Source organism: Nonomuraea typhae, from assembly GCF_009760925.1.
In the GTDB taxonomy this organism is placed as follows: Bacteria; Actinomycetota; Actinomycetes; order Streptosporangiales; family Streptosporangiaceae; genus Nonomuraea; species Nonomuraea typhae.
Genome location: NZ_VRLV01000004.1, coordinates 118,280 through 141,360 on the forward strand (window position 1 = coordinate 118,280; position 23,081 = coordinate 141,360).

At 67.9% G+C, this 23,081-nt stretch carries 33 protein-coding genes; 32 read left to right on the forward strand and 1 reads right to left on the reverse strand.

The annotated features are described in order from the left end of the window. Positions 1-215: 215 nt before the first annotated feature. The 31 genes from FVE25_RS16435 to FVE25_RS16575 all read left to right on the forward strand — a co-directional run bounded on the left by FVE25_RS16435 (position 216) and on the right by FVE25_RS16575 (position 22,583). Positions 216-1,142 (forward strand): helix-turn-helix domain-containing protein, encoded by a 927-nt coding sequence (locus FVE25_RS16435; protein WP_157247822.1) that lies wholly within the window; start codon positions 216-218, stop codon positions 1,140-1,142. Further along, positions 1,139-1,831 (forward strand): ATP-binding protein, encoded by a 693-nt coding sequence (locus tag FVE25_RS16440; protein WP_157247823.1) that lies wholly within the window; start codon positions 1,139-1,141, stop codon positions 1,829-1,831. Before FVE25_RS16435 ends, FVE25_RS16440 begins: the two co-directional genes overlap by 4 nt. After that, positions 1,818-2,261: a hypothetical protein gene (locus tag FVE25_RS16445; RefSeq protein ID WP_157247824.1), complete on the forward strand. Its 444-nt coding sequence runs from the start codon at positions 1,818-1,820 to the stop codon at positions 2,259-2,261. The genes FVE25_RS16440 and FVE25_RS16445 overlap by 14 nt, the downstream gene beginning before the upstream one ends. After that, the gene (locus FVE25_RS16450) at positions 2,261-3,514 is read left to right on the forward strand and encodes a DnaB-like helicase C-terminal domain-containing protein (RefSeq protein ID WP_157247825.1); all 1,254 of its coding nucleotides are present in this window, start codon (positions 2,261-2,263) and stop codon (positions 3,512-3,514) included. The genes FVE25_RS16445 and FVE25_RS16450 overlap by 1 nt, the downstream gene beginning before the upstream one ends. Further along, positions 3,501-4,496, forward strand: coding sequence for a toprim domain-containing protein (locus FVE25_RS16455; RefSeq protein WP_157247826.1), 996 nt, complete (start codon positions 3,501-3,503; stop codon positions 4,494-4,496). Before FVE25_RS16450 ends, FVE25_RS16455 begins: the two co-directional genes overlap by 14 nt. A gap of 66 nt (positions 4,497-4,562) precedes the next feature. After that, a complete protein-coding gene (locus FVE25_RS16460; protein WP_246267169.1) occupies positions 4,563-6,230 on the forward strand; it encodes a DEAD/DEAH box helicase in 1,668 nt (555 codons plus the stop codon). A 147-nt stretch (positions 6,231-6,377) separates the two neighbouring features. Further along, positions 6,378-6,839, forward strand: coding sequence for a hypothetical protein (locus tag FVE25_RS16465; RefSeq protein WP_157247828.1), 462 nt, complete (start codon positions 6,378-6,380; stop codon positions 6,837-6,839). Positions 6,840-6,849: 10 nt separating this feature from the next. After that, positions 6,850-7,368, forward strand: a complete 519-nt coding sequence (locus tag FVE25_RS16470) for a MerR family transcriptional regulator (protein ID WP_157247829.1) — start codon at positions 6,850-6,852, stop codon at positions 7,366-7,368. Between the two features lies 1 nt (position 7,369). Continuing rightward, on the forward strand, positions 7,370-7,627 hold the full coding sequence (locus FVE25_RS16475) for a hypothetical protein (RefSeq protein ID WP_157247830.1): 258 nt from the start codon (positions 7,370-7,372) through the stop codon (positions 7,625-7,627). 17 nt (positions 7,628-7,644) lie between these two features. Continuing rightward, positions 7,645-8,385, forward strand: a complete 741-nt coding sequence (locus tag FVE25_RS53860; RefSeq protein WP_181019614.1) for a hypothetical protein — start codon at positions 7,645-7,647, stop codon at positions 8,383-8,385. A 119-nt stretch (positions 8,386-8,504) separates the two neighbouring features. Further along, complete coding sequence (locus FVE25_RS16480) at positions 8,505-10,457, forward strand: DNA polymerase (protein ID WP_181019615.1); 1,953 nt, start codon at positions 8,505-8,507, stop codon at positions 10,455-10,457. After that, complete coding sequence (locus tag FVE25_RS16485; protein ID WP_157247832.1) at positions 10,454-10,855, forward strand: hypothetical protein; 402 nt, start codon at positions 10,454-10,456, stop codon at positions 10,853-10,855. The genes FVE25_RS16480 and FVE25_RS16485 overlap by 4 nt, the downstream gene beginning before the upstream one ends. After that, on the forward strand, positions 10,848-11,264 hold the full coding sequence (locus FVE25_RS16490; RefSeq protein WP_157247833.1) for a hypothetical protein: 417 nt from the start codon (positions 10,848-10,850) through the stop codon (positions 11,262-11,264). Before FVE25_RS16485 ends, FVE25_RS16490 begins: the two co-directional genes overlap by 8 nt. 45 nt (positions 11,265-11,309) lie before the next feature. Beyond that, positions 11,310-13,244, forward strand: a complete 1,935-nt coding sequence (locus FVE25_RS16495) for a glycyl radical enzyme family protein (RefSeq protein ID WP_157247834.1) — start codon at positions 11,310-11,312, stop codon at positions 13,242-13,244. Positions 13,245-13,436: 192 nt separating this feature from the next. Continuing rightward, positions 13,437-14,519: a RecA family protein gene (locus FVE25_RS16500; protein WP_157247835.1), complete on the forward strand. Its 1,083-nt coding sequence runs from the start codon at positions 13,437-13,439 to the stop codon at positions 14,517-14,519. 215 nt (positions 14,520-14,734) lie between these two features. Further along, complete coding sequence (locus FVE25_RS16505; protein ID WP_157247836.1) at positions 14,735-15,040, forward strand: hypothetical protein; 306 nt, start codon at positions 14,735-14,737, stop codon at positions 15,038-15,040. After that, positions 15,040-15,435 carry a WhiB family transcriptional regulator gene (locus tag FVE25_RS16510; protein ID WP_157247837.1) on the forward strand — a complete coding sequence of 132 codons (396 nt, stop codon included), beginning with the start codon at positions 15,040-15,042 and terminating at the stop codon, positions 15,433-15,435. The genes FVE25_RS16505 and FVE25_RS16510 overlap by 1 nt, the downstream gene beginning before the upstream one ends. Further along, complete coding sequence (locus tag FVE25_RS16515; RefSeq protein WP_157247838.1) at positions 15,369-16,667, forward strand: hypothetical protein; 1,299 nt, start codon at positions 15,369-15,371, stop codon at positions 16,665-16,667. The genes FVE25_RS16510 and FVE25_RS16515 overlap by 67 nt, the downstream gene beginning before the upstream one ends. Next, entirely contained in the window at positions 16,636-16,839 is a 204-nt protein-coding gene (locus tag FVE25_RS16520; protein ID WP_157247839.1) for a hypothetical protein, read from the forward strand. Before FVE25_RS16515 ends, FVE25_RS16520 begins: the two co-directional genes overlap by 32 nt. Positions 16,840-16,932: 93 nt before the next feature. Then, on the forward strand, positions 16,933-17,613 hold the full coding sequence (gene thyX / locus FVE25_RS16525; RefSeq protein WP_157247840.1) for an FAD-dependent thymidylate synthase: 681 nt from the start codon (positions 16,933-16,935) through the stop codon (positions 17,611-17,613). Further along, positions 17,610-17,741, forward strand: a complete 132-nt coding sequence (locus tag FVE25_RS56275; protein WP_281367854.1) for a hypothetical protein — start codon at positions 17,610-17,612, stop codon at positions 17,739-17,741. The genes thyX and FVE25_RS56275 overlap by 4 nt, the downstream gene beginning before the upstream one ends. Beyond that, positions 17,738-17,875: a hypothetical protein gene (locus FVE25_RS16530; protein ID WP_157247841.1), complete on the forward strand. Its 138-nt coding sequence runs from the start codon at positions 17,738-17,740 to the stop codon at positions 17,873-17,875. Before FVE25_RS56275 ends, FVE25_RS16530 begins: the two co-directional genes overlap by 4 nt. Further along, on the forward strand, positions 17,872-18,438 hold the full coding sequence (locus FVE25_RS16535) for a deoxynucleotide monophosphate kinase family protein (protein WP_157247842.1): 567 nt from the start codon (positions 17,872-17,874) through the stop codon (positions 18,436-18,438). Before FVE25_RS16530 ends, FVE25_RS16535 begins: the two co-directional genes overlap by 4 nt. Next, positions 18,438-18,656, forward strand: coding sequence for a hypothetical protein (locus FVE25_RS16540; RefSeq protein ID WP_157247843.1), 219 nt, complete (start codon positions 18,438-18,440; stop codon positions 18,654-18,656). Before FVE25_RS16535 ends, FVE25_RS16540 begins: the two co-directional genes overlap by 1 nt. Continuing rightward, positions 18,653-19,234 carry a hypothetical protein gene (locus FVE25_RS16545; protein WP_157247844.1) on the forward strand — a complete coding sequence of 194 codons (582 nt, stop codon included), beginning with the start codon at positions 18,653-18,655 and terminating at the stop codon, positions 19,232-19,234. The genes FVE25_RS16540 and FVE25_RS16545 overlap by 4 nt, the downstream gene beginning before the upstream one ends. Positions 19,235-19,366: 132 nt before the next feature. Beyond that, entirely contained in the window at positions 19,367-19,651 is a 285-nt protein-coding gene (locus tag FVE25_RS16550; RefSeq protein ID WP_157247845.1) for a stage V sporulation protein S, read from the forward strand. 68 nt (positions 19,652-19,719) lie between these two features. Beyond that, complete coding sequence (locus FVE25_RS16555; RefSeq protein WP_157247846.1) at positions 19,720-19,974, forward strand: hypothetical protein; 255 nt, start codon at positions 19,720-19,722, stop codon at positions 19,972-19,974. Positions 19,975-19,988: 14 nt separating this feature from the next. Then, positions 19,989-20,303: a hypothetical protein gene (locus FVE25_RS16560; RefSeq protein ID WP_157247847.1), complete on the forward strand. Its 315-nt coding sequence runs from the start codon at positions 19,989-19,991 to the stop codon at positions 20,301-20,303. Position 20,304: 1 nt separating this feature from the next. Next, entirely contained in the window at positions 20,305-20,508 is a 204-nt protein-coding gene (locus FVE25_RS16565; RefSeq protein WP_157247848.1) for a hypothetical protein, read from the forward strand. Then, the gene (locus FVE25_RS16570) at positions 20,508-21,026 is read left to right on the forward strand and encodes a hypothetical protein (RefSeq protein WP_157247849.1); all 519 of its coding nucleotides are present in this window, start codon (positions 20,508-20,510) and stop codon (positions 21,024-21,026) included. Before FVE25_RS16565 ends, FVE25_RS16570 begins: the two co-directional genes overlap by 1 nt. A 3-nt stretch (positions 21,027-21,029) precedes the next feature. Next, positions 21,030-22,583, forward strand: coding sequence for a hypothetical protein (locus FVE25_RS16575; protein ID WP_157247850.1), 1,554 nt, complete (start codon positions 21,030-21,032; stop codon positions 22,581-22,583). Here the strand turns inward: FVE25_RS16575 and FVE25_RS16580 are convergent. Further along, complete coding sequence (locus FVE25_RS16580; protein ID WP_157247851.1) at positions 22,580-22,747, reverse strand: hypothetical protein; 168 nt, start codon at positions 22,745-22,747, stop codon at positions 22,580-22,582. The genes FVE25_RS16575 and FVE25_RS16580 overlap by 4 nt on opposite strands. A 31-nt stretch (positions 22,748-22,778) precedes the next feature. Here FVE25_RS16580 and FVE25_RS16585 point away from each other — a divergent pair, with 31 nt between their 5' ends. Next, positions 22,779-23,042, forward strand: a complete 264-nt coding sequence (locus FVE25_RS16585) for a hypothetical protein (RefSeq protein WP_157247852.1) — start codon at positions 22,779-22,781, stop codon at positions 23,040-23,042. Positions 23,043-23,081: the final 39 nt, after the last annotated feature.

Below are 23,081 nucleotides of genomic sequence, written 5' to 3' on the forward strand. Positions count from 1 at the left end.
AAGCCGCCACACAGAGGACGGGGCTGGGGGCCCTTAACCACCACGCACTCGCAGACAGGCAAATCATCTGCGAGGAAGGAGCCGGGAAGGGAACCGGACTTCCGTAAACATAAACGCTACCCCACGCGCTCCGTAATTCAGGAATTTCGGCAAGGAAAGTAACTCAATTGGCCATCGAAATCGTTGCTGAGGTGTGGCAGAAAGCACCTGCGGCGGTGAAGGGAACCGAACTCCTCGTCCTGCTCCGGCTGGCCAACTCCGCCGGGGCCGACCACCGCATGACCTGGCTCGGCGTCGAGTCGCTGTGCCGGGAGGTCCGCGCCTCGCGCTCGACCGTCTACGCCGCCCTGGCCAAGCTCGCCGACCGGGGGATCCTCCAGGAGGTTGCCGAGGACCACTGGCCGGGCGAGGCCCGCGGCTACCTGTCGGTCGTGCGGCGGATCACCACGCCCGACTTCTGGGACGAGAACTGCCCCGCCCCGCCCTTCCGGGCAGGGGAGGTATCAACCCGTCCGGAATCTGGACCAGTTGATACATCGCAGCGCCAGCCGGTACCAACTCGTCCGGAATCTGGACCCAAGACTAAAAACCCTATTCATCTAGAGACTTCGTCTCTAGATTCATACGCCGCGCCTGCGGCTCGGCGGGCCGCCACGACGCCGAAGATGCGCCACCAGCAGATGGAGCTGGACGACGAGCACGACCCGGCGGTCGCCGCCGGGGTCCGGGAGCCACGACCCCCGCGCCAGCAGCGCACCCGCCGGGCGCCCGGACCCGACACCGGCCTCGGCCTGGCCGCGCACTTCGCCCGGGCGATGACCGGCAGCGCCAGCGACGGGTTCCCGGCCTACATCGACGTGGCCAACCAGACCAAGCTCGCCGGTGCCTTCAACCGGTGGATGCGGCAAGGCGCGGCCCCCGACCAGATCCGGGACATGATCGCCGCCTACGCCACGGTGCCCGGCTACCGCTCGGACTCCGCCGTCCCGTGGACCGACTTCCTCGCCAAGCGGGCCCTGCTGTGGCAGCACATCACCCGCGCCCGCAGCGCCCAGGCAGCCCAGCAGTTCCGGCCCGAGGAGTGGTCCTCCGGCCTCACCGACGACCAACCGTTCAACCCCGACGACTGGACGAGCCTGTGACCCCCGCCCTCACCGCCGACGCCGTCGCGCGCCGCGCCAACCTCGCCGGAATCCCGGCCCTGTACCGCGGACTGCGGCTCACCGACTGGAACCCCTACAACAACCACGCACACGCCGCCAGATCGTCCGTAGAAGCCTTTCTCGACACATTTGAGGCCAGAGTGAGCAGTGAGGCTCAAAACGCCTCCAGAAGCCTCCTGGGACGCGGGCTGGCCCTCGTCGGCCCCGCCGGGGCAGGCAAGACCACCCTCGCCTGCATCACCGCCACCGAGACGGCCGAGCGCCACAACGCCGGGATCATGTTCGTCGCCGTCGCCGACTACATGAAGGCCCTGGCCAAGCAGCACGCCATCAAGGCCCAGGCCGACCGGGGCGTGCAGGAGGCCATCGACCTGTGGTGGGCCATCGAACGCATGGTCCACAAGGCCGAGACGACACCGCTGCTGGTCTTCGACGACGTCGGCAAGGAACACCGCACCGCCAGCAACGCCGCCATCGACGAGGTCGACCGGTTGCTGCGCATGCGCTTTCGCCGAGCCCTGCCCACCGTGGCCACCACCAACCTGCGCCTGGCCGCCTGGGGCGAGTCCTACAACCCCTCCATGGCCTCCTTCGCCCACGAGACCTTCGACGAAGTCGTGCTGGGCGGCGTCGACCTGCGCAAGGAGGCCGCCCGTGCAAGGCGGTGACATCAGCAACCAGACCACCCCGCGGCTGCTGATCGAGTTCGAGAACCTGATCGGCCACCCGCCCGCCCGCAAGGGGCTGGCCGCCGTCAAGCGCACCCTGGGCCAGTGGCACCGCCTGGCCCTCGAGTGGGACCTCGACGACCTGGTCGTCAAGGTCATGTGGGATCTGTCCTGGCGCCTGCACCAGACCCTGGAGGTCATCACCACCCAGGGCCCGGACTTCGCCACCGCGCTGGAGGAACGGCTGGACGCCGAGCAGGTGCCCGCCTCCCGGGTGTGGGCCTACCAGCCGCGAGTGTTGGCCCGCCGGCTCGCGTCCATGCCGTACGTGGCGGCCGTCTACACCACCGACCCCCACCACGCCCTGCTGTACGGCTCACGCGGGCGCCTGATCACCACCGACAACCTGCTCCAGATGGGACGCTTTTGATGGACATCGAGCGCTCGCTGATCTCGCGCGTGATCGAACTGGGCGATCTCGGGCCCCTCGCTCACGCCGGGATCACCCGCGTCTGGTTCCGCGACCCCGAATCCGCCCAGGTCTGGGACGCCATCACCAGCCACAAGCAGACCTACGGCACCGTCCCCTCTCTGGCAGCGGTCAAGGCCGACCACCCCACCTACAAACTGATCAAGGCCGACGAGGACCTGCCCTACCTGCTGGACAAGATGCGCGAGCACCGGCACCTGGTCGTGCTGGAGACCGGCCTGACCGACGCCGTGCTCAAGCACACCCGGCGCGACGTCACCGGCGCCACGGCCGCCATCGCCACCGTGCTGGCGCAGATCATGCGCGAGGGCCCGACCCTGCACGACGTCGACCTGACCACCAACGGCGAGCAGCGCATCCAGCGCTACCGCGAACTGGCCGAACTGGACGGACGCCTGCGCGGCATCCCCAGCGGGTTCGGAGCCATCGACCAGGCGCTCGGCGGATTCGAGGGAGGCCAGCTCATCACCTTCGTCGGCCCCCCGAAGGCGGGAAAGTCCACCGCCACCCTGCTCATGGCCAAGGCCGCCAACGACGCCGGATACAGCCCGCTGTTCATCGGCTTCGAGATGTCCAACCTCGAGCAAGAGCAGCGACTGGACGCCTTCCGCGCAGGGATCCCGCACTCCAAGCTCCGCAACGGCACCCTGTCCCTGGCCGAGTGGAAGAAGCTGGAGCGCTCGGTCCACTCCATGGAGTCCATGCCGAGCTTCCACCTGTCGGCAGACTCCCAGTCCGTCATGACCCTCACCGGCCTGCGCGCCAAAATCGAGAAGATCCGGCCGCACATCGTCTTCGTCGACGGCGTCTACATGATGCAGGACGAGCAGGGAGAACCGGCCGGATCCCCGCAGGCGCTGACCAACATCACCCGCGGCCTCAAGCGGATGGCCCAGCAGCTCAACCTGCCCATCGTCATCGCCACCCAGGCGCTGGAGAGCAAGATGAACGGCAAGAAGGTGACCAGCTACTCCATCGGCTACAGCTCCAGCTTCGTCCAAGACAGCGACGCCGTCCTGGCAGTCGAACGCACCGACGAGCACAACATCAACGTCATCAGCATCGTGCTGGCCCGCACCGCCTCGCCGATGCGCGTCCACTACGCCTGGGACTGGGAGCGCGCCCTCTTCGAGGAGATCGACGACCCCACAGGCTCGGGCTGGGACGAAGGAGGCTACGGTGTCGCGGCCTAAGATCACCTCCGGCTTCGACGCCTTCGCCGACGTCGTCCCCGGCGACGTGATCTCCGCCCTGGAGGCGCTCGGCCTGGAGATCATCCGCATCGACGACTCCGGCGAGGCCACCTGCCGCTGCCCGGCCCACCTGGAATACACCGGCCGCGAAGACCGCAACCCGAGCTTCGCGGTCAACGTCGAGAGCGGCTTCATGAACTGCTTCTCGTGCGGGTTCCGGGGCCGCTTCGCCGACCTGGTCGCCTACGTCCTGCGCATCGACCGCACCGACGCCGTCGCCTGGATCCGCGCCCGGGGCACCATCGCCCGAGCCGAGCGGCTCCTGGCCACCAAGCCACCCCCGCCCGTCGACACCAGCGAGCTGATCACCGAAGCGGCCCTGGCCATCTACACCACCCCGCCCCCGCAGGCCCTACGCAGCCGGGGACTGACCGCGCAGGCGTGCGCCGCCTACGGCGTGCTCTGGTGCCCGCGCGAAGAGCTGTGGATCACTCCCGTGCGCGACGAGCACGGCACCCTGCTGGGCTGGCAGGAGAAGAACCGCCGACTCTTCCGCAACCGGCCCAAGTACCTCAAGAAGTCCACGGCCCTTTTCGGACTGAACACCGTGAAGCCCGGCCAGCCCGTCGTCCGGGTGGAATCCCCGCTGGATGCGCCACGGCTGCTGGCCGCCGGAGTGCCCGGCGCGGTGGCCACCTACGGCGCGTCGGTGTCGGCTGAGCAGCTCCGGCTGATCCGCCAGGTCACCGACACCCTGATCGACTTCCCCGACCACGACGAGGCGGGCCTGATCTACTCGCGCAAGCTGTGGCAGGCCGCTCGGGGAAGCGGGCTGTCCACACTCTTCGTCGACTACGCCAACCTCGTCGACCGCGAGGACACCACGGGCCTGGACCCGGGCGACCTGACCGACACCGAACTGCGCACCATGGTCGACCTGGCCACCCCCGGCCTGCTCTCGCGCTGGCTGCGCGCAGGCTAGCAACTCCCGCCCACGAGCCCGTCCCAGCGGAATAGCCGCTGTTGGGACGGGCTCTTGCCGTTGGGTGTGCTCACCATCACGCTGCACTCCTACCAAGACCAGGCCGTCGAGAGGTTCACCGAACGCGGCTCGCTGCTGCTGGCCTTCGAGATGGGCCTCGGCAAGACCGTCACGGCCATCGCAGTGGCCGAGGAACTGCTCGGCCGAGGCGACATCACCTCCGCGCTGATCGTCGTCCCGTCCGGGCTCAAACTCCAGTGGGCCGCCTCCATCGCCCGCTTCACCGACGTCGCCGACACCGAACTGGTCGTGGCGGGCGAACCGATCGTCGTCCCGGAGGAGCGCTACTGCACGGTGATCGACGGCAGCCCGGCCGTACGGCAGGCGGCCTGGGCACGGATGGAACACCAGCGGCCCGACTACGTCATCGCCTCCTACGACACCGTCGTGGCCGACCTGCGCATCCTTCGCCGGCTGGGGTTCGACCTGGTGGTGCTGGATGAGGCGACTGCGATCAAATCGTTTAAGGCCAAGCGGTCCAAGGCGATCAAGAAGCTCACCGCGCCCTACCGGCTCGCGCTGACCGGCACGCCGGTCGACAACCGGCTCGAAGAGCTGTTCTCGATCATGGAGTGGGTCGACCCTGACGTCCTGGGCGACTTCGTCGCCTACGACCGGGCCTACATCCGGCGCGACACCTGGGGCAACGTTAAGGGCTACCGCAACATGAAGACCTTGCACGCCAAGATCGCACCGGCCCTGGTCCGCAAGCGCACCACCGACGCCGACGTCGCGCCGTACATGCCCGCCGTGGAAGAACGCACCCGAATGATCGAGATGGAGCCCGCCACCGCAGCCGTCTACCAGCAGATATCAGCCGACCTGCTGGCCGAGTTGGAGCAGCTCGGGCCCACCGCGGAATGGGATCCCAGCGCCTACTACGCAGGCCGGGAGGAGAACACGCTCGCCGGTCGGGTCATGGCCGTGCACACCGCCGCGCAGATGCTGCTGGTCCAGCCCGACCTCGTGCGCGCCAGCGCGGCCAACTACGCCAAGGCCGAACACCTGCGGACCCGGCCCGGAGCCCCGAAGGTCCTTCCCGGCAGCAAATACTGCTTCGACCTGGTTGCCTCCGGCGCGGTCGACGGCATGAGCGAGGGCGCCAAGATGGCCGCCCTGCGGCAGGAGATGCGCGACCTGCTGACGAATTCAGAAGCGAAAGCCATTCTCGTTTCCCGCTTTACAGGAATGCTAAACATCGTCCAGAAGATGTTTCCTGACGTGGAACTGGTCACCTACCATGGCGAGATGACGCCGGGGGAGAAGCAGGCGGCCGTCGCCAAGTTCCAGTCCGACCCCAGTGTGCGGATCTTCGCCATGAGCCACGCAGGCGCCTACGGCGTCGACCTGCCCGCGGCAAGCCACCTGATCCTGCTCGACCCGCCCCGCTCGGCGGGCCAGTACCGACAGATCACCGCGCGCCATGTCCGCGCCTCCTCCCGGCACAGCAGGGTGTGCGTGCTCCGGCTGATCACCGCAGCCAGCATCGAAGTGCGCGAGTACGAGCGCCTGGCGCTCAAGGGCCGCGTGGGCGAGGCGGCCGTGGACGGGCGCGGCGCCGACCATCAGGGCCGGATCGACAACGACGTGACCTCCCTCACCTCGCACCTGGGGGAGGTGCTGGCAGCCGGAGCCGAAAGCCCTCGTCAGCAGGCTGGCGCACTCTCGCACTAGCATGAGCGAAAGTAGTAAACAAAGTAGCGCTGTCAAAGATTATTTGACGATTATTGGGTAGTAACGTTGTGGACGGCCAAGATGTCTGGTTAGGGTCTTCCCTATCCAACCCCGACATATTCATCGAGGTGAGACATCGTGCGCAGGGTGACACGAACCGCCCCAGCCGAACCCGCCACCCCCGACCACGCCCCCCAGCGGGCCGAGCGGCTCTTCCGCCAGTGGGCCACCCTGCGCGAGCAAGCCGCTCAGATCGACAACCGTGTCAAGGCGCTCCGGGCCGACCTGCTCGACCTTGCCGCCCACCACGGCGACGAAGACGCCAAGGGGCACATGACGATCACCCTCGACCAGCCGTACGAGGGCGACAGAACCTACTCCGGCTTCGTCCGCGAGAAACGTGTCTCCATGACCGTCAACGAGGAGCGCGCCCGCACATTGGCACGCTCCAAAGGGCCTGACGTCGAAAAACGCGTCTTCCGCCACGAGGTCATCGAGGTCCTGGACCAAGACGAGCTCTACGCGCTCCAGCAAGAAGACGTCCTGACCACCGACGAGCTCGACTCCCTCATCGACACGACCATCACCTACGCCCTGAAGGGAATCTGAGCCCCCCGTGATGAGCACCACCCGCCCGGGAGCGCGCCAGCCCACCCGACCCGGCAACCGCACCGACTCCAGCCGCCCGGGCGCACCCCGCACCACACCCGCACGACCCGCCGCACACCTACCACCCGCGGGAAACGAAACCCCCATCCCCGCCTCCTGGCAGCGGCCCGCCGAGCTCGACGACCCGCTGGAGGGCAAGAAGCCTCGCGTCTACAAGGTCCGCGGCATCGACACCGACTTCTTCACCGTCGGCCAACTCGCCGACGTCCTGGGCCGCAAGGCCGTCACCATCCGCAAGTGGGAGCGCGAAGGCATCCTGCCCCACCCCCAGTACCGCTTCACCGGCAAGGACACCCGCGGCTCCCGGCGCCTCTACACCCGCGCCCAGGTCCTGGAAATCCGCCAGATCGCCCAGGACGAGGGAATCCTCGAACCCCACTCCCGGCCGATCAAGCACACCCGCTTCACCGAGCGCGTCCTGGCCATGTTCCGCGAACACCAGGCCCGCTCCCGGAAGGTCTCCACCTGACATGCAGGTCACCTACACCCAGCGCCACCACGTCAACATGGGCGCCTACGAGTGGATCGAATACACCGCCTCGGCCACCGTCTTCGACACCGACTTCCCCGACGCCGACAACGTCGAGCTCGGCGACCTCCTGATCACCGCACGCGAGCAGGTGCAGCAGACCCTGGCCGCCGACATCGCGCGAGCCACCAGCCTGACCACCGAGAACGAGTCATACGTCCACGTCCTGGCCGAGCAGAACACCCAGAACATCCACTAACGAAAGGGCACCCCCACATGGCCCGCGCTCTCAAGCGCCGCACCTCCACCGAGCAGACCACCGAGCCCGAGGAGAAGGAAGCCAGCCAGCGCCGACACCCCGCCTCCCGGCCCGCGGGCCGCACCGACTCCCGCCGTCCAGCAGGCCGCACGAGCGCCGGAGCCTCCGGCGGCTGGGACGCCCTGCGCAACCAGGCCAAGGCATCGGCCGGCTTCGCCGACACCTTCAAGGTCGGCTCCGACGAGATCGTCTTCAAGTTCGCCCAGACCGAGCCGTTCGCCGTCTTCGCCTGGCACTGGCTGGAACAAGCCCAGGGCAAGAAGGGCTTCGTCTGCCACGCAGAAGACTGCCCCCTGTGCGAGCAGCTCGGTGACAGCCCCCGCACCCAGGTCCTGTTCAACGTCATCGAGATGCCCTACCGCGACAGCAACGGCAACGACGTGGGCGAACCGGAGATGAAGATCTGGGCCTGCGGCGTACGGCTGGCCGAGAAGATCCGCACCCTGTCCCAGAACACCAAGACCAGCCCCATCGACCGCGACGACCTCTACTGGTCAGTCTCCCGCTCCGGCAAGGGCACCAAGACCGAATACAACCTGGTCCCCATCAAGGAACGCGACCTCGTCGCCGAATGGGCCGTCACCCCCCTCACCGAGGAGGACCTGGCCGAGCTACGCGAGGCCGTCCACGGCTTCGAGAACTACACCAAGACCGACAGCCGCGAAGACCTCGAAGAGCTCGTGGACGAGCTCACCTAACCCACCAAACACCAGGGGCTACCAACCCCAGCAAGCGGCAGGCCGCCGTCCCAGGGCTCACACCGGGGCGGCGGCCTGCGCCACCTCACCGACCAACCACCGAAGGGCCCACCACGCCCATGCGCCCCAGCTCCACCGTGGTGCTCACCCCCGAGCACCTCGACCACGTCATCGGCCACTTCTCCCGCCACGACGCCTTCGCCTTCGACACCGAGACGACCGGAGACAACCGGCTCATCCCCGCACAGAACAAGGTCATCTGGCTGTCCATGGCCACCCACGGCATGGCCGTGTCGATCCCCATGGGCCACCCCATCGGCAACCGCATCGAGCGCTACGACACCCAGCCGCGCCTGCTGGCCAACGGCAGGATCCGCCGCGACAAGGTCCCCGTCTGGGAAGCCCCACCCGCCCAGCTTCGCCCCTCCCAGGTCTGGGAGAAATGCTGGCCCCTGTTCGACTCCGACCGAACCAAGATCGCCCACAACTTCGTGTTCGACGGTATCTCCATCGCCAAGTACAACGGCGAGCGCATCGTCCCCCCGCCCTACGCCGACACCCGCGTCATGGGCCACCTGCTGGACGAAAACCGCCAGAACGGCCTCAAGGCCCTGGTCAAGGAGCTCTACCAGGTCGACTACGACAAAGAGAACGTCGGCAAGTGCGTCGAGCAGCACCCCTTCCACAAGGTCGCCCGCTACGCCTACATGGACGCCAAGTACACCTGGCTCCTCTACCACCGCTTCGCCGAACTCATCGACCAGCTCGGCATCGGCGACCTGCGCGACCTCGAGCACACCCTCATCACCGAGCTGCTGGATGCCGCCCACCACGGCGCACCCCTCGAAGCCGACGTCCTGACCACCTTCGGCGCCGAGCTCGCCGGCCGCATCGTCGCCATCGAGGGCGACATCTACGCCACCGCCGGACGCCGGTTCAACCTCAACAGCCCCAAGCAGAAGGCCGAGATCCTCTACCTGCCCAAGAGCGAGGGCGGCCTCGGCCTCAAGCCCAGCGCGCTCACCCCGGGAGGCAAGAAGAAGGAACGCGCCCGACAGCCAGTCACCATCTACGACTACTCCACCGACGCCGACGCCCTCAAGCCGCACGCCCGCGTCCCGCTCGTGGCCCGCCTCCTGGACTACCAAAAGGACGTCAAACTCAAGACCACCTACGTGGACGGCCTGGTCGGCACCGACACCAAGCCCGGCATCGTCTTCGACGGCCGCGTGTACGGGAGCTTCAACCAGTCCGGCACCGCCACCGGCCGCTTCTCCAGCTCCGGCCCGAACCTCCAGAACATCCCCGTGCGCACCGCCGACGGCAAGCGCATCCGCGGCGCATTCCGCGCCGATGACGGCTGGTCCCTGGTCGTCGGCGACCAAGGCCAGATCGAACTCGTCTTGACCGCCCACTTCATCGGCCAGGGAGCCCTGTTCGAGGGCTTCCACGCCGGGATCGACCCCCACACCATGACCGCCGCCATGGTGTTCGGCGTCGCCCCCGATGACGTCGCCAAGGACATGCGCCAGGTCGCCAAGGGCCTCAACTTTGCCATCATCTACATGGCTGGACCCGCCACCGTCGCCGACATGGCCGGGATCACCGAGAAGCAGGCCCGCGCCCACATGAAGACGCACGCGGCCCAGTTCCCCGAGATCTACCAGTACCGTGCCGAGTGCATCAGCCAGGCCCGGCGAGCCGAACCCACCCCGCACGTGCGGACCATCCTCGGCCGCTACCGCCGCCTGCCCGACCTGCGCAGTGCCGACGACGGCCGCCGCGCCAAGGCCGAGCGCCAGACCTTCAACTCCAAGATCCAGGGTTCGAGCGCGGACCTGATCAAACTGTCGATCAACCGCCTCGGCCCCCGGCTGCGGGCCCTGCCTGAGCCCGCGCACCTGATCCTCACCGTCCACGACGAGCTCGTCATCCATACCCCCACCCACCAGGCGCCGCTGGTCGAGGCCGCGATGCGCCAGGCCATGCTCGGCGAGGGCATCCAGCGCCTGCTGTCGGTCCCGCTCACCGTCGACACCTCGATCGTCCAGCGCTGGTCGGAGGCCAAGTGAGCCACGACAACCCTCTGCACGGCCTGGACTGGACGCCCCTGCTCAAGCACCGCCTGGTGTGGGACCTGGTGCCCTCCCGCAAGACCGAGAAGGTCATGCGCCAGCTCGGCATGGTGCCCCCTAGCACCGACGCCGCGCCGGAAATGTACCTCGAATCCAAGCGGCGGCTATTTCGCGTCGCGCCCCTCCTGAAAGACGTCACCGCACTATCTACGCTCTCTGCCGAAATCCTGATTGCCACTATCCTGGGTGACACGGCCGAAGAAGTCCCAGCAGAAATCCGCGAGGCGCTGGCGACACAATATGGCGAAGTCATCCGGGTCGGCGCGTTGGTCATCATCGCCAATCTCCTCGACACAGGAGTAATTACCTTCCCGGAAAGGAACGGCCGTGAATAACTTCTGGGCCCGCAAGCTGGCCGCCGCACAAGGCCAGCAGCCGCCGCAGGCGCAGACCCCCGCCTCGCCCCCGGCCGCCAGCGCAGCCCGGCCGTGGTGGGACCCCTCCCCCGCGGCCCCGCTACCCCCGCCGCTCGAGCAGCCCGCGCTCGCGCAGGACTATCAGGCCCCGGCCGCGGCCAAGTCCGCCAGGCTCACCGACACCTGCCCGGACTGCGCCAGCGGCAACTACATGCGTCCACCCGGCTCCCAGGCCGCGATGCGCTGCTTCGACTGTGGCTATCCCGTCGTCCAGACCGGCAGCGGCGCAGGCGGGGCGACCACCCCGGGGCAGCCGGCCACCCCTGCCCGTCAGGTCCACGACGGCACCAGCAACTTCAACCCCCGGCAGATCATCGGCCGCGTCTAGGCCGACCTGCCGCCGATTGCGAAACCCCTGCTAAGGACATCCCTCTTGACCATCCTCAACCCCGACGGCTCTCTCAAGGATCCCTTCCGCAACTACATCGCCCTGTCGCGCTACTCCCGCTGGCTGGAGGAGGAGCGCAGGCGAGAGACCTGGGGCGAGACCGTCGACCGCTACCTGACCTTCATGACCGGCCACCTCAAGCGCAACCACGGCTACGTCCCCGACAGCGACCTGCTCCTGGAGATCCGCGAAGCGATCTGCGAGCACCAGGTCTTCCCCAGCATGCGGGCCCTCATGACCGCCGGTCCCGCCCTGCACGAGTCGTCGATCGGCGCCTACAACTGCGCCTACCTGCCGATCAACGACATCAAGGCGTTCGCCGAAGTGCTGTTCATCCTTATGCACGGCACAGGAGTGGGGTTCTCCTGCGAGCATGCCGAGATCAACCAGCTCCCCGCCGTCCCCGCGCTGCACCGCACGATGGACGGGGTAGAGATCGTCGTCCCGGACAACAAGCTCGGCTGGGCGACCAGCTTCGAGACCCTGCTGACCCTCATGTGGCGCGACGGCGTGATCCCCACCTGGAACCTGTCGGCCGTCCGGCCCAAGGGCGCACGACTGCGCACCTTCGGCGGCAGGGCCAGCGGCCTCGAACCGTTGAATGAGCTGTTCTCCTACACCGTCAACCTGCTCAGCACGGCCCAGGGACGCAAGCTCACCGCGCTGGAAGTCCACGATCTGGTCTGCAAGATCGCATCCGTCGTCCAGGCGGGCGGCGTTCGGCGCAGCGCCCTGATCTCCCTGTCCGACCTCGCCGACCGGCCGATGGCCCTGGCCAAGTCGGGGGAGTGGTGGAACGCAGCAGGTCAACGGGCGTTCGCGAACAACTCCGCGGTGTACGCCGAGCCGATCTCCAAGACCGACTTCGACCGCGAGTGGGCCGACCTGGTAGCCAGCGGCTCGGGCGAGCGCGGCATCTTCAACCGCAGCGCCGCCCGACGCCAGGCATCGCGCTGGGGCCGCCGGGACGCCCACACCGCCTACGGCGGAAACCCCTGCATGGAGATCCTCCTCAGGCCGCATGAGTTCTGCAATCTGTCCTCGGTGGTGGCCCGGCCTGGCGACGACGCCTCTCGCCTGCGGCGTAAGGTCGAGCTCGCCGCCATCCTCGGCACCTGGCAGAGCACCTTGATCAACTTCCCCTACCTGCGCGCCGACTGGCGGGCCAACTGCGAGGCCGAGCGGCTGCTGGGCGTCTCCCTCAACGGCATCTTCGGCAACGAACTGCTGCGCGAGCAGGGCCCGGACCTGGCCGACCTGCTGGACAGCTTGCGGGCAGCCGCCCGCCAGACCAACGAGCACCTGGCGGCCGAGCTCGGTATCAACCCGGCCGCCGCCATCACCTGCGTCAAGCCCGAGGGCAACAGCTCCCAGCTCGCCGGCGTCTCCTCCGCCCTGCACCCCTGGTACGCGCCGACCGGCTACATCCGCACCGTCCGCGCCGACACCAAGGACCCGCTCGCCCAGCTCATGCTCGACGCCGGGGTGCCCTGCGAGAGCGACTTGGCCCAGCCGGACACCGGCCTGGTCTTCGCCTTCCCCATCGACGTCCCGGCCGACGCGGTCACCCGCGAGGACCTCACCGCCCTTGAGCACCTGGAGCTCTGGCTGACCTACAAGCGCCACTGGTGCGAGCACACCCCCAGCGTCACCGTTAGCGTCCGCGACCACGAGTGGCCGGACGTCGGCGCATGGGTGTGGGACTACCTGGACGACATCACCGGCGTCTCCTTCCTGCCGCACTCCGACCACGTCTACCAGCAGGCGCCCTACCAGCCCATCACTGCCGAAGGGCTGGCCGCCGCCAAGGCCGCTATGCCGTCCATCCGCTGGGCCGATCTCGTCTTCTACGAAACCGAAGACCACACCGAAGGCGCTCGCGAATTCGCCTGTGTTTCCGGAGCCTGTGACACGCTCTAATCGCAGGCGGGAAATTGGCCTAGCAACTCCGAAAACAATCGTGGCACCTTAGTTAATACATTGGTTGAGGCCGTATCCGGGATTCGCATAGCGTTCCCGCGTACGGCCTTTACTTATTTGCGAGAATTCGGAGAATGAATTGCCGGGGTCACATTCACAACCGACAGCCGGGCTGGTCAGCAGGGGAGCCCAGTGACCAGTCACGCCTCCCTGCCCATCGAGGCCCGCAGCCTCATCGCCCAGATCAACAAGAAGCACGGCGAGGGCGCCCTCGTCACCGGCTCGGAGATGTCGGTCCCGGCCCGTTACACCTCCGGCTCGATCGGCCTGGATGTGATCCTCGGCGGGGGATGGCCCGCCAACCAGTGGGCTGAAGTGATCGGCAAGGAGAGCCAGGGCAAGACCTTCATCGCCCTCAAGACGGTCGCCGCCAACCAGCAGCGCGACCCCAAGTTCACCACCCTGTGGATCGCCGCCGAGCACTTCGACGTCGACCAGGCCCACGCCCTCGGCGTCGACACCGACCGCGTGATCGTGATGCCCACCCAGGACATGGAGCTGGCCTTCGAGACGATGCTGTCGTTCGCCGCCTCCAAGAGCATCGACCTGATCGTGCTCGACTCCTACCCCGCCCTGATCCCCGGCGAAGAGGCCGACAAGACGATGGAGGACGCCGTCGTCGCCGTCGGAGCCCGCCTGGTGGGCAAGTTCTTCCGCAAGATGGGCGCCGCCTCCAAGCGCGCCCTGGACGGCACCGAGCGGCCCATGTTCGGGCTGATCATCAACCAGTACCGGGACGCGATCGGCCAGTTCTCCCCGCACGGCACCCCCCAGACGACCCCCGGCGGCAAGGCGAAGAACTACTTCTACTACGTCCGCCTGGAGGTCAAGCGCGACGAGTTCATCGACGAGGCCCGCCACGGCAAAGGCAAGACCCGCGTCGGCCAGACCGTCAAGCTGCGCACCCTGAAGAACAAGGCCGCCAGCCCCGGCCAGGTCGCCTCCCTGGACGTGTACTTCCGCGACGCCCCCAACCTCGGCTTCCTGCGCGGCGACTACGACAGCGCCAAGGAACTGCTCACCTACGGCGTCCTGTACGACCTGATCAAGCGGGCGGGTGCCTACTACTCCATCGGCGAGCGCCGCTGGCAAGGCAAGGACGCCCTCCTCCAGGACCTGCGCGCCGAAATCGACCTCCAGGAAAGCCTGCGCGCCGGCATCCTCGCCGCCTCCGCCAAACCCGACCGGGACCTGATCACCACGGAGGCATCATGACCGGCCAGGACATCGGCCTCATCCTCGGCGGCATCCTGCTCTGCCTGCTGTTCGGCGACCTGATCATCGAGCTCGGCGAGCGCGTCAGGAAGAAGGCCGACCGTGGTGCATAAGCGCGACCGCCGCATCGAGGACGGCTGCTTTTGGATGGCCGCGGCAGGGGCGGCGCTGCTGATCCTGCTGGCCTGCGGCCTGGTCGCCCTGGCGGTGTGGTGGTGAACCGGCACAAGGCATCCCGTCAGCAGGAACAGCGCACCGCGGCCGTGTACGGCGGGAGCGTCAACGCCGGATCCGGCAACCAGCCCTTCCGCAAGAACGACGTGCGCACCGCCACCAAGTCCATCGAGTGCAAGACCACCAGCAAACGCTCCTACACGCTCAAGCTCGACGAACTCCTGGCCGCCGAAACCCACGCCCTGCTCGACGGCCGGGCAATGCTCTTCGAGATTGAAATGGGCGGCCGGACCTGGGTGGTGATGGCACGCGAGGACTACCTGGCCGACCTGGAGGCGGTTGCGTAGTGGTCCTCAAGCCCCGCACCCGCGCCCCCGACTGGAGCGCCAGCGGTAACCCCACCCGGGCCGCCAAGTGCCTGCCGTTTCGGCCCAACCCCCGGCGCGACCCCTGGTTCGACCCCGCCCAGTACAGCGACGCCCTGGCCGTCTGCAACGGCGAAGCCGACGGCCTCGTCTGCCCCATGCGCCAGCAATGCCTGGAGTTCGCCTGCATCAACAACGAGTCCATCGGCATCTGGGGCGGCCTGCCCCCACACGACCGGCGCGCACTGCGCTGGGAGCGCAAGGCCCACCTGAAGAACCCCAAGACCCGAACAACACCGTGGGAGTGGACGTGGCACCCGCCAACCCAGCAGGAAAGCGCCGACCTCGAAGCGGAGGAAAGCCCCCTGCTGGCCTGAAACTGACCGGCCGCCTGGCCGATCTGGGCGCCACCAAGAAGGAAGGCGGCCTGCTCGGCGACATCCAAGCCCACCTCATCGCCAAGGCCGATGCCCCCTCCGACCGGCGCCAGGACATCATCCACCCCAGCGAGATGGCCTCGGCCGAATGGTGCCCCCGCCAGACCTTCTACCGCATCCGCGACGTGCGCCAGGGCACCCCCGTCACCGCGGACAAGCACGGCCTCGGCTTGCTGTCCATCTTCGAGGAGGGGCACAGCCTGCACGCCAAGTGGCAGAGCTGGATCCGGCAGATGGGCCGCCTGAAAGGCCGCTGGGACTGCCTGACCTGCCAACGCAAGGGCGTCGACTTCGGCGAGGACCCCATCTCCTGCCCCAAGTGCGACAGCGTCGTCGGCCTGGTCTACGGCGAGGTCCCCCTGGACGGGGAGAAGGAGCACCTGATCGCCGGGCACGCCGACGGCTGGGTGGGGGAGTCCTTCATTGAGATCAAGTCCATCGGCAAGGGCACCTTGCGCCTGGACGTGCCTGAGCTGGTGCGCGAGCACACCCACCCGACCACCGCGGGCAAGAAGCTGCTCGACCTGGACGGCATCTGGGCGGCCATCAAACGCCCCCTGGCGCCTCACGTCCGGCAGGCCAATATCTACCTGCACCTGGCCGCCCTGACGGGAATCCCGGTCAAGTCGATGATCTTCATCTACGAGTTCAAAGCCAACCAGCAGACCCGCAGCTTCGAGATCAAGCCATCGCCGCGCATCCTCGAGCCCCTGCTGGCCAGAGCAGACGCCATCCGCGACGCCATAGCCGGCGGGCCGCTGCCTGACCGCGCGCACCACGAACCCGACAAGAAGCCCTGCGCAAGCTGTGCCTGGGTGAAGGAGTGCTGGAAGGTTGAGGACGGTATCCCGCAGCCGGAACCTGACCACGGCCAAGGCCGAGGCGAGGATCCAGGCCCGGCAGGAGCGGGCGTACGCCGAGTTGCACGCACCCGACCGCCCGGCCGAGATGCCACCGGCCGTCCCGAACGACGTGACCGAGCTCGACGACCGGGAGCTGATGCGTCTGTTCGGCGAGATGACCCAGTGGGTCGGGTACTACGCCGGGCTACTGGCCAAGGCCCAGATCGCCGAGAAGTACGCCGACAGCATCCTGGAGATCCGCCGCGCCCAGGCCGTGATCGGCAAGCTGTCCAAGACCGTGACGGCAGCCAAGGCCGAGGCCGCCTCTGACCAGGACGTGGTCGACGCCCAGAACCACTGCCTGGACGCCTACGCCACCCGCAAGCAACACCAGATCGGCTACGAGAACGCCGACCGGCTGAGCTCGTTCCTCTCGCGCGAGCTCACCCGCCGCACCGCCCGATCTGACCGCGACAGCCGAGCAGCCCGGTGGACGACCTAACAGCGCCGCGCCCAACCCGTTTGCGGCCGAGCCGTTACCAGCGGCTGAGCCACCGGCCGAGACATCCACCACCAACCACCAGGAGAAACCACCATGCGAGTCACCCTGCTGAGCTCAAGTAGGGCCAGCAACGAAGTGCTCGTCCGGGTCGCCCACCCCGACGAGCGTGACACCGACGCGGACCTGATCGCCGAGTACGCCGGGCGCATCTGCTACCAGAGCTGGCACAAACCCAACCCGGCCACCCGCCGCAACACCGACTACCTGGCCAACATCCTCGAGCAGGGCCACCACAGCGTCCTGGAGCACACCCACGCGGCCTTCCTCATCGAGGGCGTGTCCCGGCACCTGCTCGGCGAACTCACCCGCCACCGGCACGCCGGATTCTCCGTCGAGTCGCTGCGCTACTGCCCGCCCCGCGACTACACCCTCCACCCCACCCTGGCCGAGCAGGAGAACCCCATGATCCGCCGGGTCCTCCAGGAGTCCTGGCGCACCGCGAGCGACCACTACGACTGGCTCTACAAGTACCTGATCGCCTCCGGCTACAAGATCAAGGAAGCCCGCGAGGCAGCCGCCCAGGTGCTGCCCCTGAACACCAGCACCGACCTGGTCGCCTCGGCGAACTTCCGCGGCTGGCGCGACCTGCTGAGCAAGCGGCTCGACCTCACGGCCAACCGCGAGATCCGTCGGCTCGCCGAGCGCCTGCTGGCCGAGCTCCGCACCCTCGCCCCGAACTCCGTCCAAGACATCACGCTGAAGGAGCAGGCGTGAACAGCTACCTCGACACCCTCCTACACGGCCTGATCTTCGGCGTCACCGTCGCCGTGATCGCTGGCCTGCTCGCCCCCATCTCCGTCATCGTCATGAACGCCTACCTGCGATGGAAGGCCCGCCGATGACCGAGATCCTCATCGCGGTCATCGCAGCCGCCGCGCTGTTTGCCACCTACCGGTTCGGACACGCCATGGGCCACGCCGACGCCACCATCGACCTCGCCCTGGCCTCCCTGCGCGAGCTGGAGGAGCGCCAGTGAAGCTGATCATCGGCCTGCACGGCTTCGCCCAGTCAGGCAAGGACACCTTCGCCGACGCCCTCGTCCGAAACTACGACTTCCGCAAGGTGGCCTTCGCCGACCCCGTGCGTGAGCTGCTGGCTGAGCAGAATCCCGTCGCCCTGTTCGAGGACGGCCACCCCGTACGGCTGCGCGAGCTGGTCGACCGGTTCGGCTGGGACGAGGCCAAGCAGATCTACCCCCCGGTGCGCGAACTGCTCCAGTCGACCGGCATGAGTGTGCGCCAGGTGCTGGGAGCGCGCACCTGGATCGACGAGGCGTTCCGCCGGGCCGAGGGCGCCGACCGCGTGGTCTTCTCTGACGTGCGCATGACCAACGAGGCCGCCCTGCTGCGCGACCTGTACGGCGCCACCCTGGTCAAGGTCGAACGGCCCGGCGTCGGCCCGGTCAACGACCACATCAGCGACGCCGGACTGCCCGAGCCGCTGTTCGACTGGCGCATCACCAACTCCAGCACCATCGCTGACCTGATCGCCCAGGCCGACATGCTCATCCACCGCCTGACCATCCGGAGAACCCGCTGATGAGCGCGCCCACCATCACCGACATCTTCGCCATGGGCGGCCGACTGTACGCCTCCCGCCGCGCCCTGAACTGCGCCATCACCGCCGACTACGGCCGCCCCCCGTACAGCTACACCGTCCGGCCGACCGTCTACCAGGCGTTCGGCAACGTCAACGGCGAGATCGAGTGGGGCGAGGTCACGGAAGAGTTCGCCCGCCCGGCAGGGGAGGGGGCGTGATGCAGCTCGCCCTGCCCGGCATGCCCGAACCCGAGCCGCTGTTTGTCGGGCTGGACCAGTCCTATACCGGCTTTGGGCTGATCGTCCTCGGCCCGGACACCGGCATCGTCAAAGCCATCACCGGCACCTGGCCCGCCAAGAAGCACGGCAGCGGCGTGATGCGGCTGCTGGAGATCTACCACTGGCTGTGGAAGGAACTGTCGCCCTACCGCGACCGCATCGAGCACGTGGTCATGGAGGGCTACGCGTATGAGGCCCGGTTCGGGCGCGAGCAGGCCGGCGAACTCGGCGCCACCGTCAAGCTGGCCTTGGCCGAGGCCCTTCCCGACCCGATCCGCTACCCGACGATCGTCCCGCCGCCCCAGCTCAAGCAGTTCGCCACAGGCAGGGGCAACGCCAGCAAAGACGACATGATCACGGCCGCAGCGCAGCACGGGTTCGTGACCAAGAACCACAATCTCGCCGACGCCTACCTGTGTGCCCGGCTCGCCCACCTGGCCGTCGCTGGCACCACCAATCCCGCCCAGGAAAGCGTGCTGAGAAAGCTCACACTCCTCACCGAACGGCACGCCGCCTGACCGATGAGATACCAGTCGCCCCGCCCGGAACAATCCGTGCGGGGCGACTTCGTATTAACAAAAGAAAAACCGCCGAATCTACCCTGGAAGGAAGATTCCCAACACGGAGCATTTCCCTTTCAGGAGCCCTATATGAGCCTGCCCGACGACAACGAGGTGCTGCTGCGCGTCGCCTCGACCACCAGCTCTTCCTCCCTGGCCGCCACCATCAGCCACGCCGTCTACGACGGCAAACGCGTCTGGCTGCGGGCCATCGGAGCGGGCGCGGTGAACCAGAGCGTCAAGGCCCTGGCCATCGCCTGCGGATTTGTCGGCTCGCGCGGCTACTCCCTGTCGTTTCGCCCGTCATTCGAGACGGTGAAACTCGCCGACGGGTCACCCACGGCCATCAACATCCGCGTCATCGCCGAACGCTGAATTAATTTCCGGGCGGCCAGAAAATCTACACTGGAAAAGCGGACGAACCAAAAAGGAAAGGCGGATTCGTGGACGGTTCCAGAAACGGCGGATTCGCAGACTCCGCCCGCGCGGCCACCATGACCCGCTTCTACTCCCGGCAGGTCGGCGCCGGGCGCGCAGGCCATCGTCGGCGCTCGGTGCTGGAGCCGTACGCCGCCAGCCCCAACGGCCACTCGCCCTCCGACGCCCAGCGCATGCTGCCCAGCGGCGATGTCCTGCCCTCCGTCAACGGCGTGTCCGCAGAGACCTACGACCGGCGCACCTGGCTGGGCGCGTCCTGACCCGAGGAGAGTCCGTGAAGGACAAGACGACCACCACCTTCCCCACCATGGGCACGCAGGCGTCGACGTTCGTCAACCGCTCGGCCGAACGCGGCCCCACCCAGACCAGCGTCCTCAAGAGCGGCAACGCCAAGGGCGGCATGATCGAGGCCGTCCTGCACGGCTACCGCCAGCAGATCCCCGAGCGGCTCGGCCACAAGGGCGCCGTCCAGGCCACCTACGTCTACCCCAACGCTGAGGAGTCGGCCGCCACCGGCCGCAACGTCTACACCGTCCCGTCCAAGGCCGGACTCGGCGACTTCTACCTGCACCAGAACCGGGGAGCCTGACATGCCCGGACCCCTGCTGGCTGCCATCCCGGCCGTCCTGGGCACGGTCGCCCGGGCCGCCGGGCCCCAGCTCCTGCGCGCGGCGGCTGGCGCGGCAGCCCGCGGCGCCGTCAGCAAGAGCGCTCAGTTCGCCGAGTCGGCGATGAACCACAGCGCGGCTGCCCTGCACACCCAGCCCCCCGCCCCTGACGTTCAGGGGCCGTAGTGCCCTGGTCCTACAACACCTTCGTCGCCCAGCCCGGCGGCACCACCACGGGCGGAGGCGGCGGAGCCGGGACCGGCTACCGCGACCTGCTCGACGCCAAGCGCTCGGGCCGCGTCCCCGCCATCCCCTCAGCCCAGTACCCCGACGGCTACCTCGGCACGATCGCCTCACGCCGCGAGGACCGGCTGCTCAACTCCGTCAAGGCCAAGCTCAACCAGCGCTCCTACCAGCGCGGGGTCCACAAGGGCGAGCGCGTCGCGCCCGCGGACTACTTCTGGACCGCCGAGGTCAACCCCCAAGCCGGCCTCCAGGCTCAGGCCCGCGGCACCAAGTGGACCGCCAAGGGAGACGCCGTCGAGCGGCTCGCCCACGGCGGCAAGAACGCCCTGGTCAGCCCCGAGGAACTCGGCCGCCTGGCCGCCCAGTACGGCGTGCAGGTCACCGACCCGGCCGCCCGCCGCGAATCAAACCCCCAGTTCGCCGAGCAGATGCGCCGCCATCTGCCCACCTGGAAGTAGAGCATGCCCCCCAAGAAGAAGGGTCCGGCCGACCCCAACCTCAACCCGATCACCGGCCAGCCCGCCAACACATTCACCGCCACCACCGGGCGCGAACTGTCCCGCGCGGTCAACGCCAAGCAGTTCGAGGGTCCCGCAGCCGACGCCACCCGGATGCGCCGTCTGCACCGCGAGGTCACCGCCCCCGGCGGCAGCGCTGACGCCCAGCTCGGCTACCGGCGGCCAGAGGGCATGTCCCACGGCGATTTCACCTGGCTGGCCGGTGGCCACCGCATGTTTCCCAACACCGCGGCCGAGCGCGGCAGCCCCGCGATCAACCAGCCGCACGAGCATCACCCCGAGATCACCGTGCAGCGGCGGGCCGAGGACCTGACGGGCCCGGAGTACCGCAAGGGCGAGGCGGTGCTGGCGCACTACGGCCACGACCCGAGGAACCCGGTCGGCTCCCTGGAGAAGACCCATCACCAGGCACTTGACCGGGTCATGGCCGAGCACATCCAGGCGGGCGTGAACGAGTCCGGCTCCCAGATGTTCTACGGCGGCAGGCCCACCACCCGCCTTCCCGACGCTGACCTGCAAAAGCGTCACGATGAGAGCATGATGTCGGCCTACGGCCGCCTCGAACAGGCCCATCACAACGTGATGAGCCACCAGCAGTTCGCGGACAACCCGGTCATGGCTCGCGCGGTGACCAACCAGGCCGTGGCCGACACATCTCCGAACTCCAAGTGGCGCTCGAAGGACTCATGGCCCAACATCGAGCAGGCCGAAGAGGCAGTGAGCGCAGCGGTCGAAGGCCGCGACCCGAGGTTCATCTCCGGCCGCAAGCAGAACAACTACAAGGTGGTCGAGCGCACTCTGCACAGCCTGTCCACCGGAGACCCGTCGACCCATCACTACGGCGACCCGTACTCCGCGGCCAAGACGATCGCCTTCCGCGGCGCGCTGGCCGACAAGGACCACGCCGACGCCTACAAGGTCAGCGACATCCATGAGGCGTCCGTCGTCGCGCCGGGCCTGCCCACCAGCAAGTCGAAGATGTACACCGGCGCCGACGGTAAGAAGTTCCCGTACTACGCCGACCAGCCCGTCTCGGCGGTCAGGGGCGCGACCCCGGTCATCAAGACCACCGTGAGCGAGAAGACCGGGAAGGTCACCGAGAAGCACGACACCGGCAACAGCCGCCCCGAGCAGATGCTGTCGGACGGCAAGAGCTACGTCCACGCCCTCAACGACTACGCCACCCGCCGGGTGGCCGCCGAGCGCGGCCTCAGCCGCGGCGTCAACTACGCCGACAACGCCCACACCATCCAGGCCGCCGCCTGGGGCAGCCAGCAGATGCGCCGCGCAGACGTGATGGTCAGCCACGCCGACCAGTACCCGGTCGTGCGTGACTGGGCCTCAGAAGGCGCGCAGTCACTGAGTCCGGAATGGTCGTCCCACTTCGGGGAGCACTCCGGAATGCACCTGGGGGCACAGTTCCGGCCGAACCCGAACACGAAGATCAACACCAATCCGAGCAAGGACAAGCCCTACCCGGTCATGCCGGGCGACTAGATGTAGTCGCGCTCGCCGTAGTAGAACTCGGCGTCCTCCTCGGAACCGCCCCGTTCCAAGAACTCCTCCCGGGTCATGTCCCCGGGTTCCAGCGACGTCCCAGGGCTGTCCAGTTCCGGCCCATCGAGCTCGGAGTCGAACTCCTCGCTGCTGCTCTCGCTCATGCCCGCATGCTACCGGAAAGGTGTTCGATTAGTGCCCGCTGGACCCTGGGCGTCGCTGCCCGAAAACCTCGTGAGTGACCGCCTGGACGAGCTGATGAACGCCTCGGCGCAGGCGATGAACGCCATCAGGCCACCGATCCCCAACATCGGCCGGGTCGCCCCCCGCTACGGCCTGGGCAAGCACGTCATCGAGGTGGCCGACGTCGTCCGCCTGGACGAGCTCTACCCCGGCCCCAAAGCAGACCCGCTGTCGGCCCGGCCTGGTTACTCGGGGACCGAACATTACCATTTGTGACGCCATTTTAAATACGCTGGGAAATGTCCACGTCGGAAT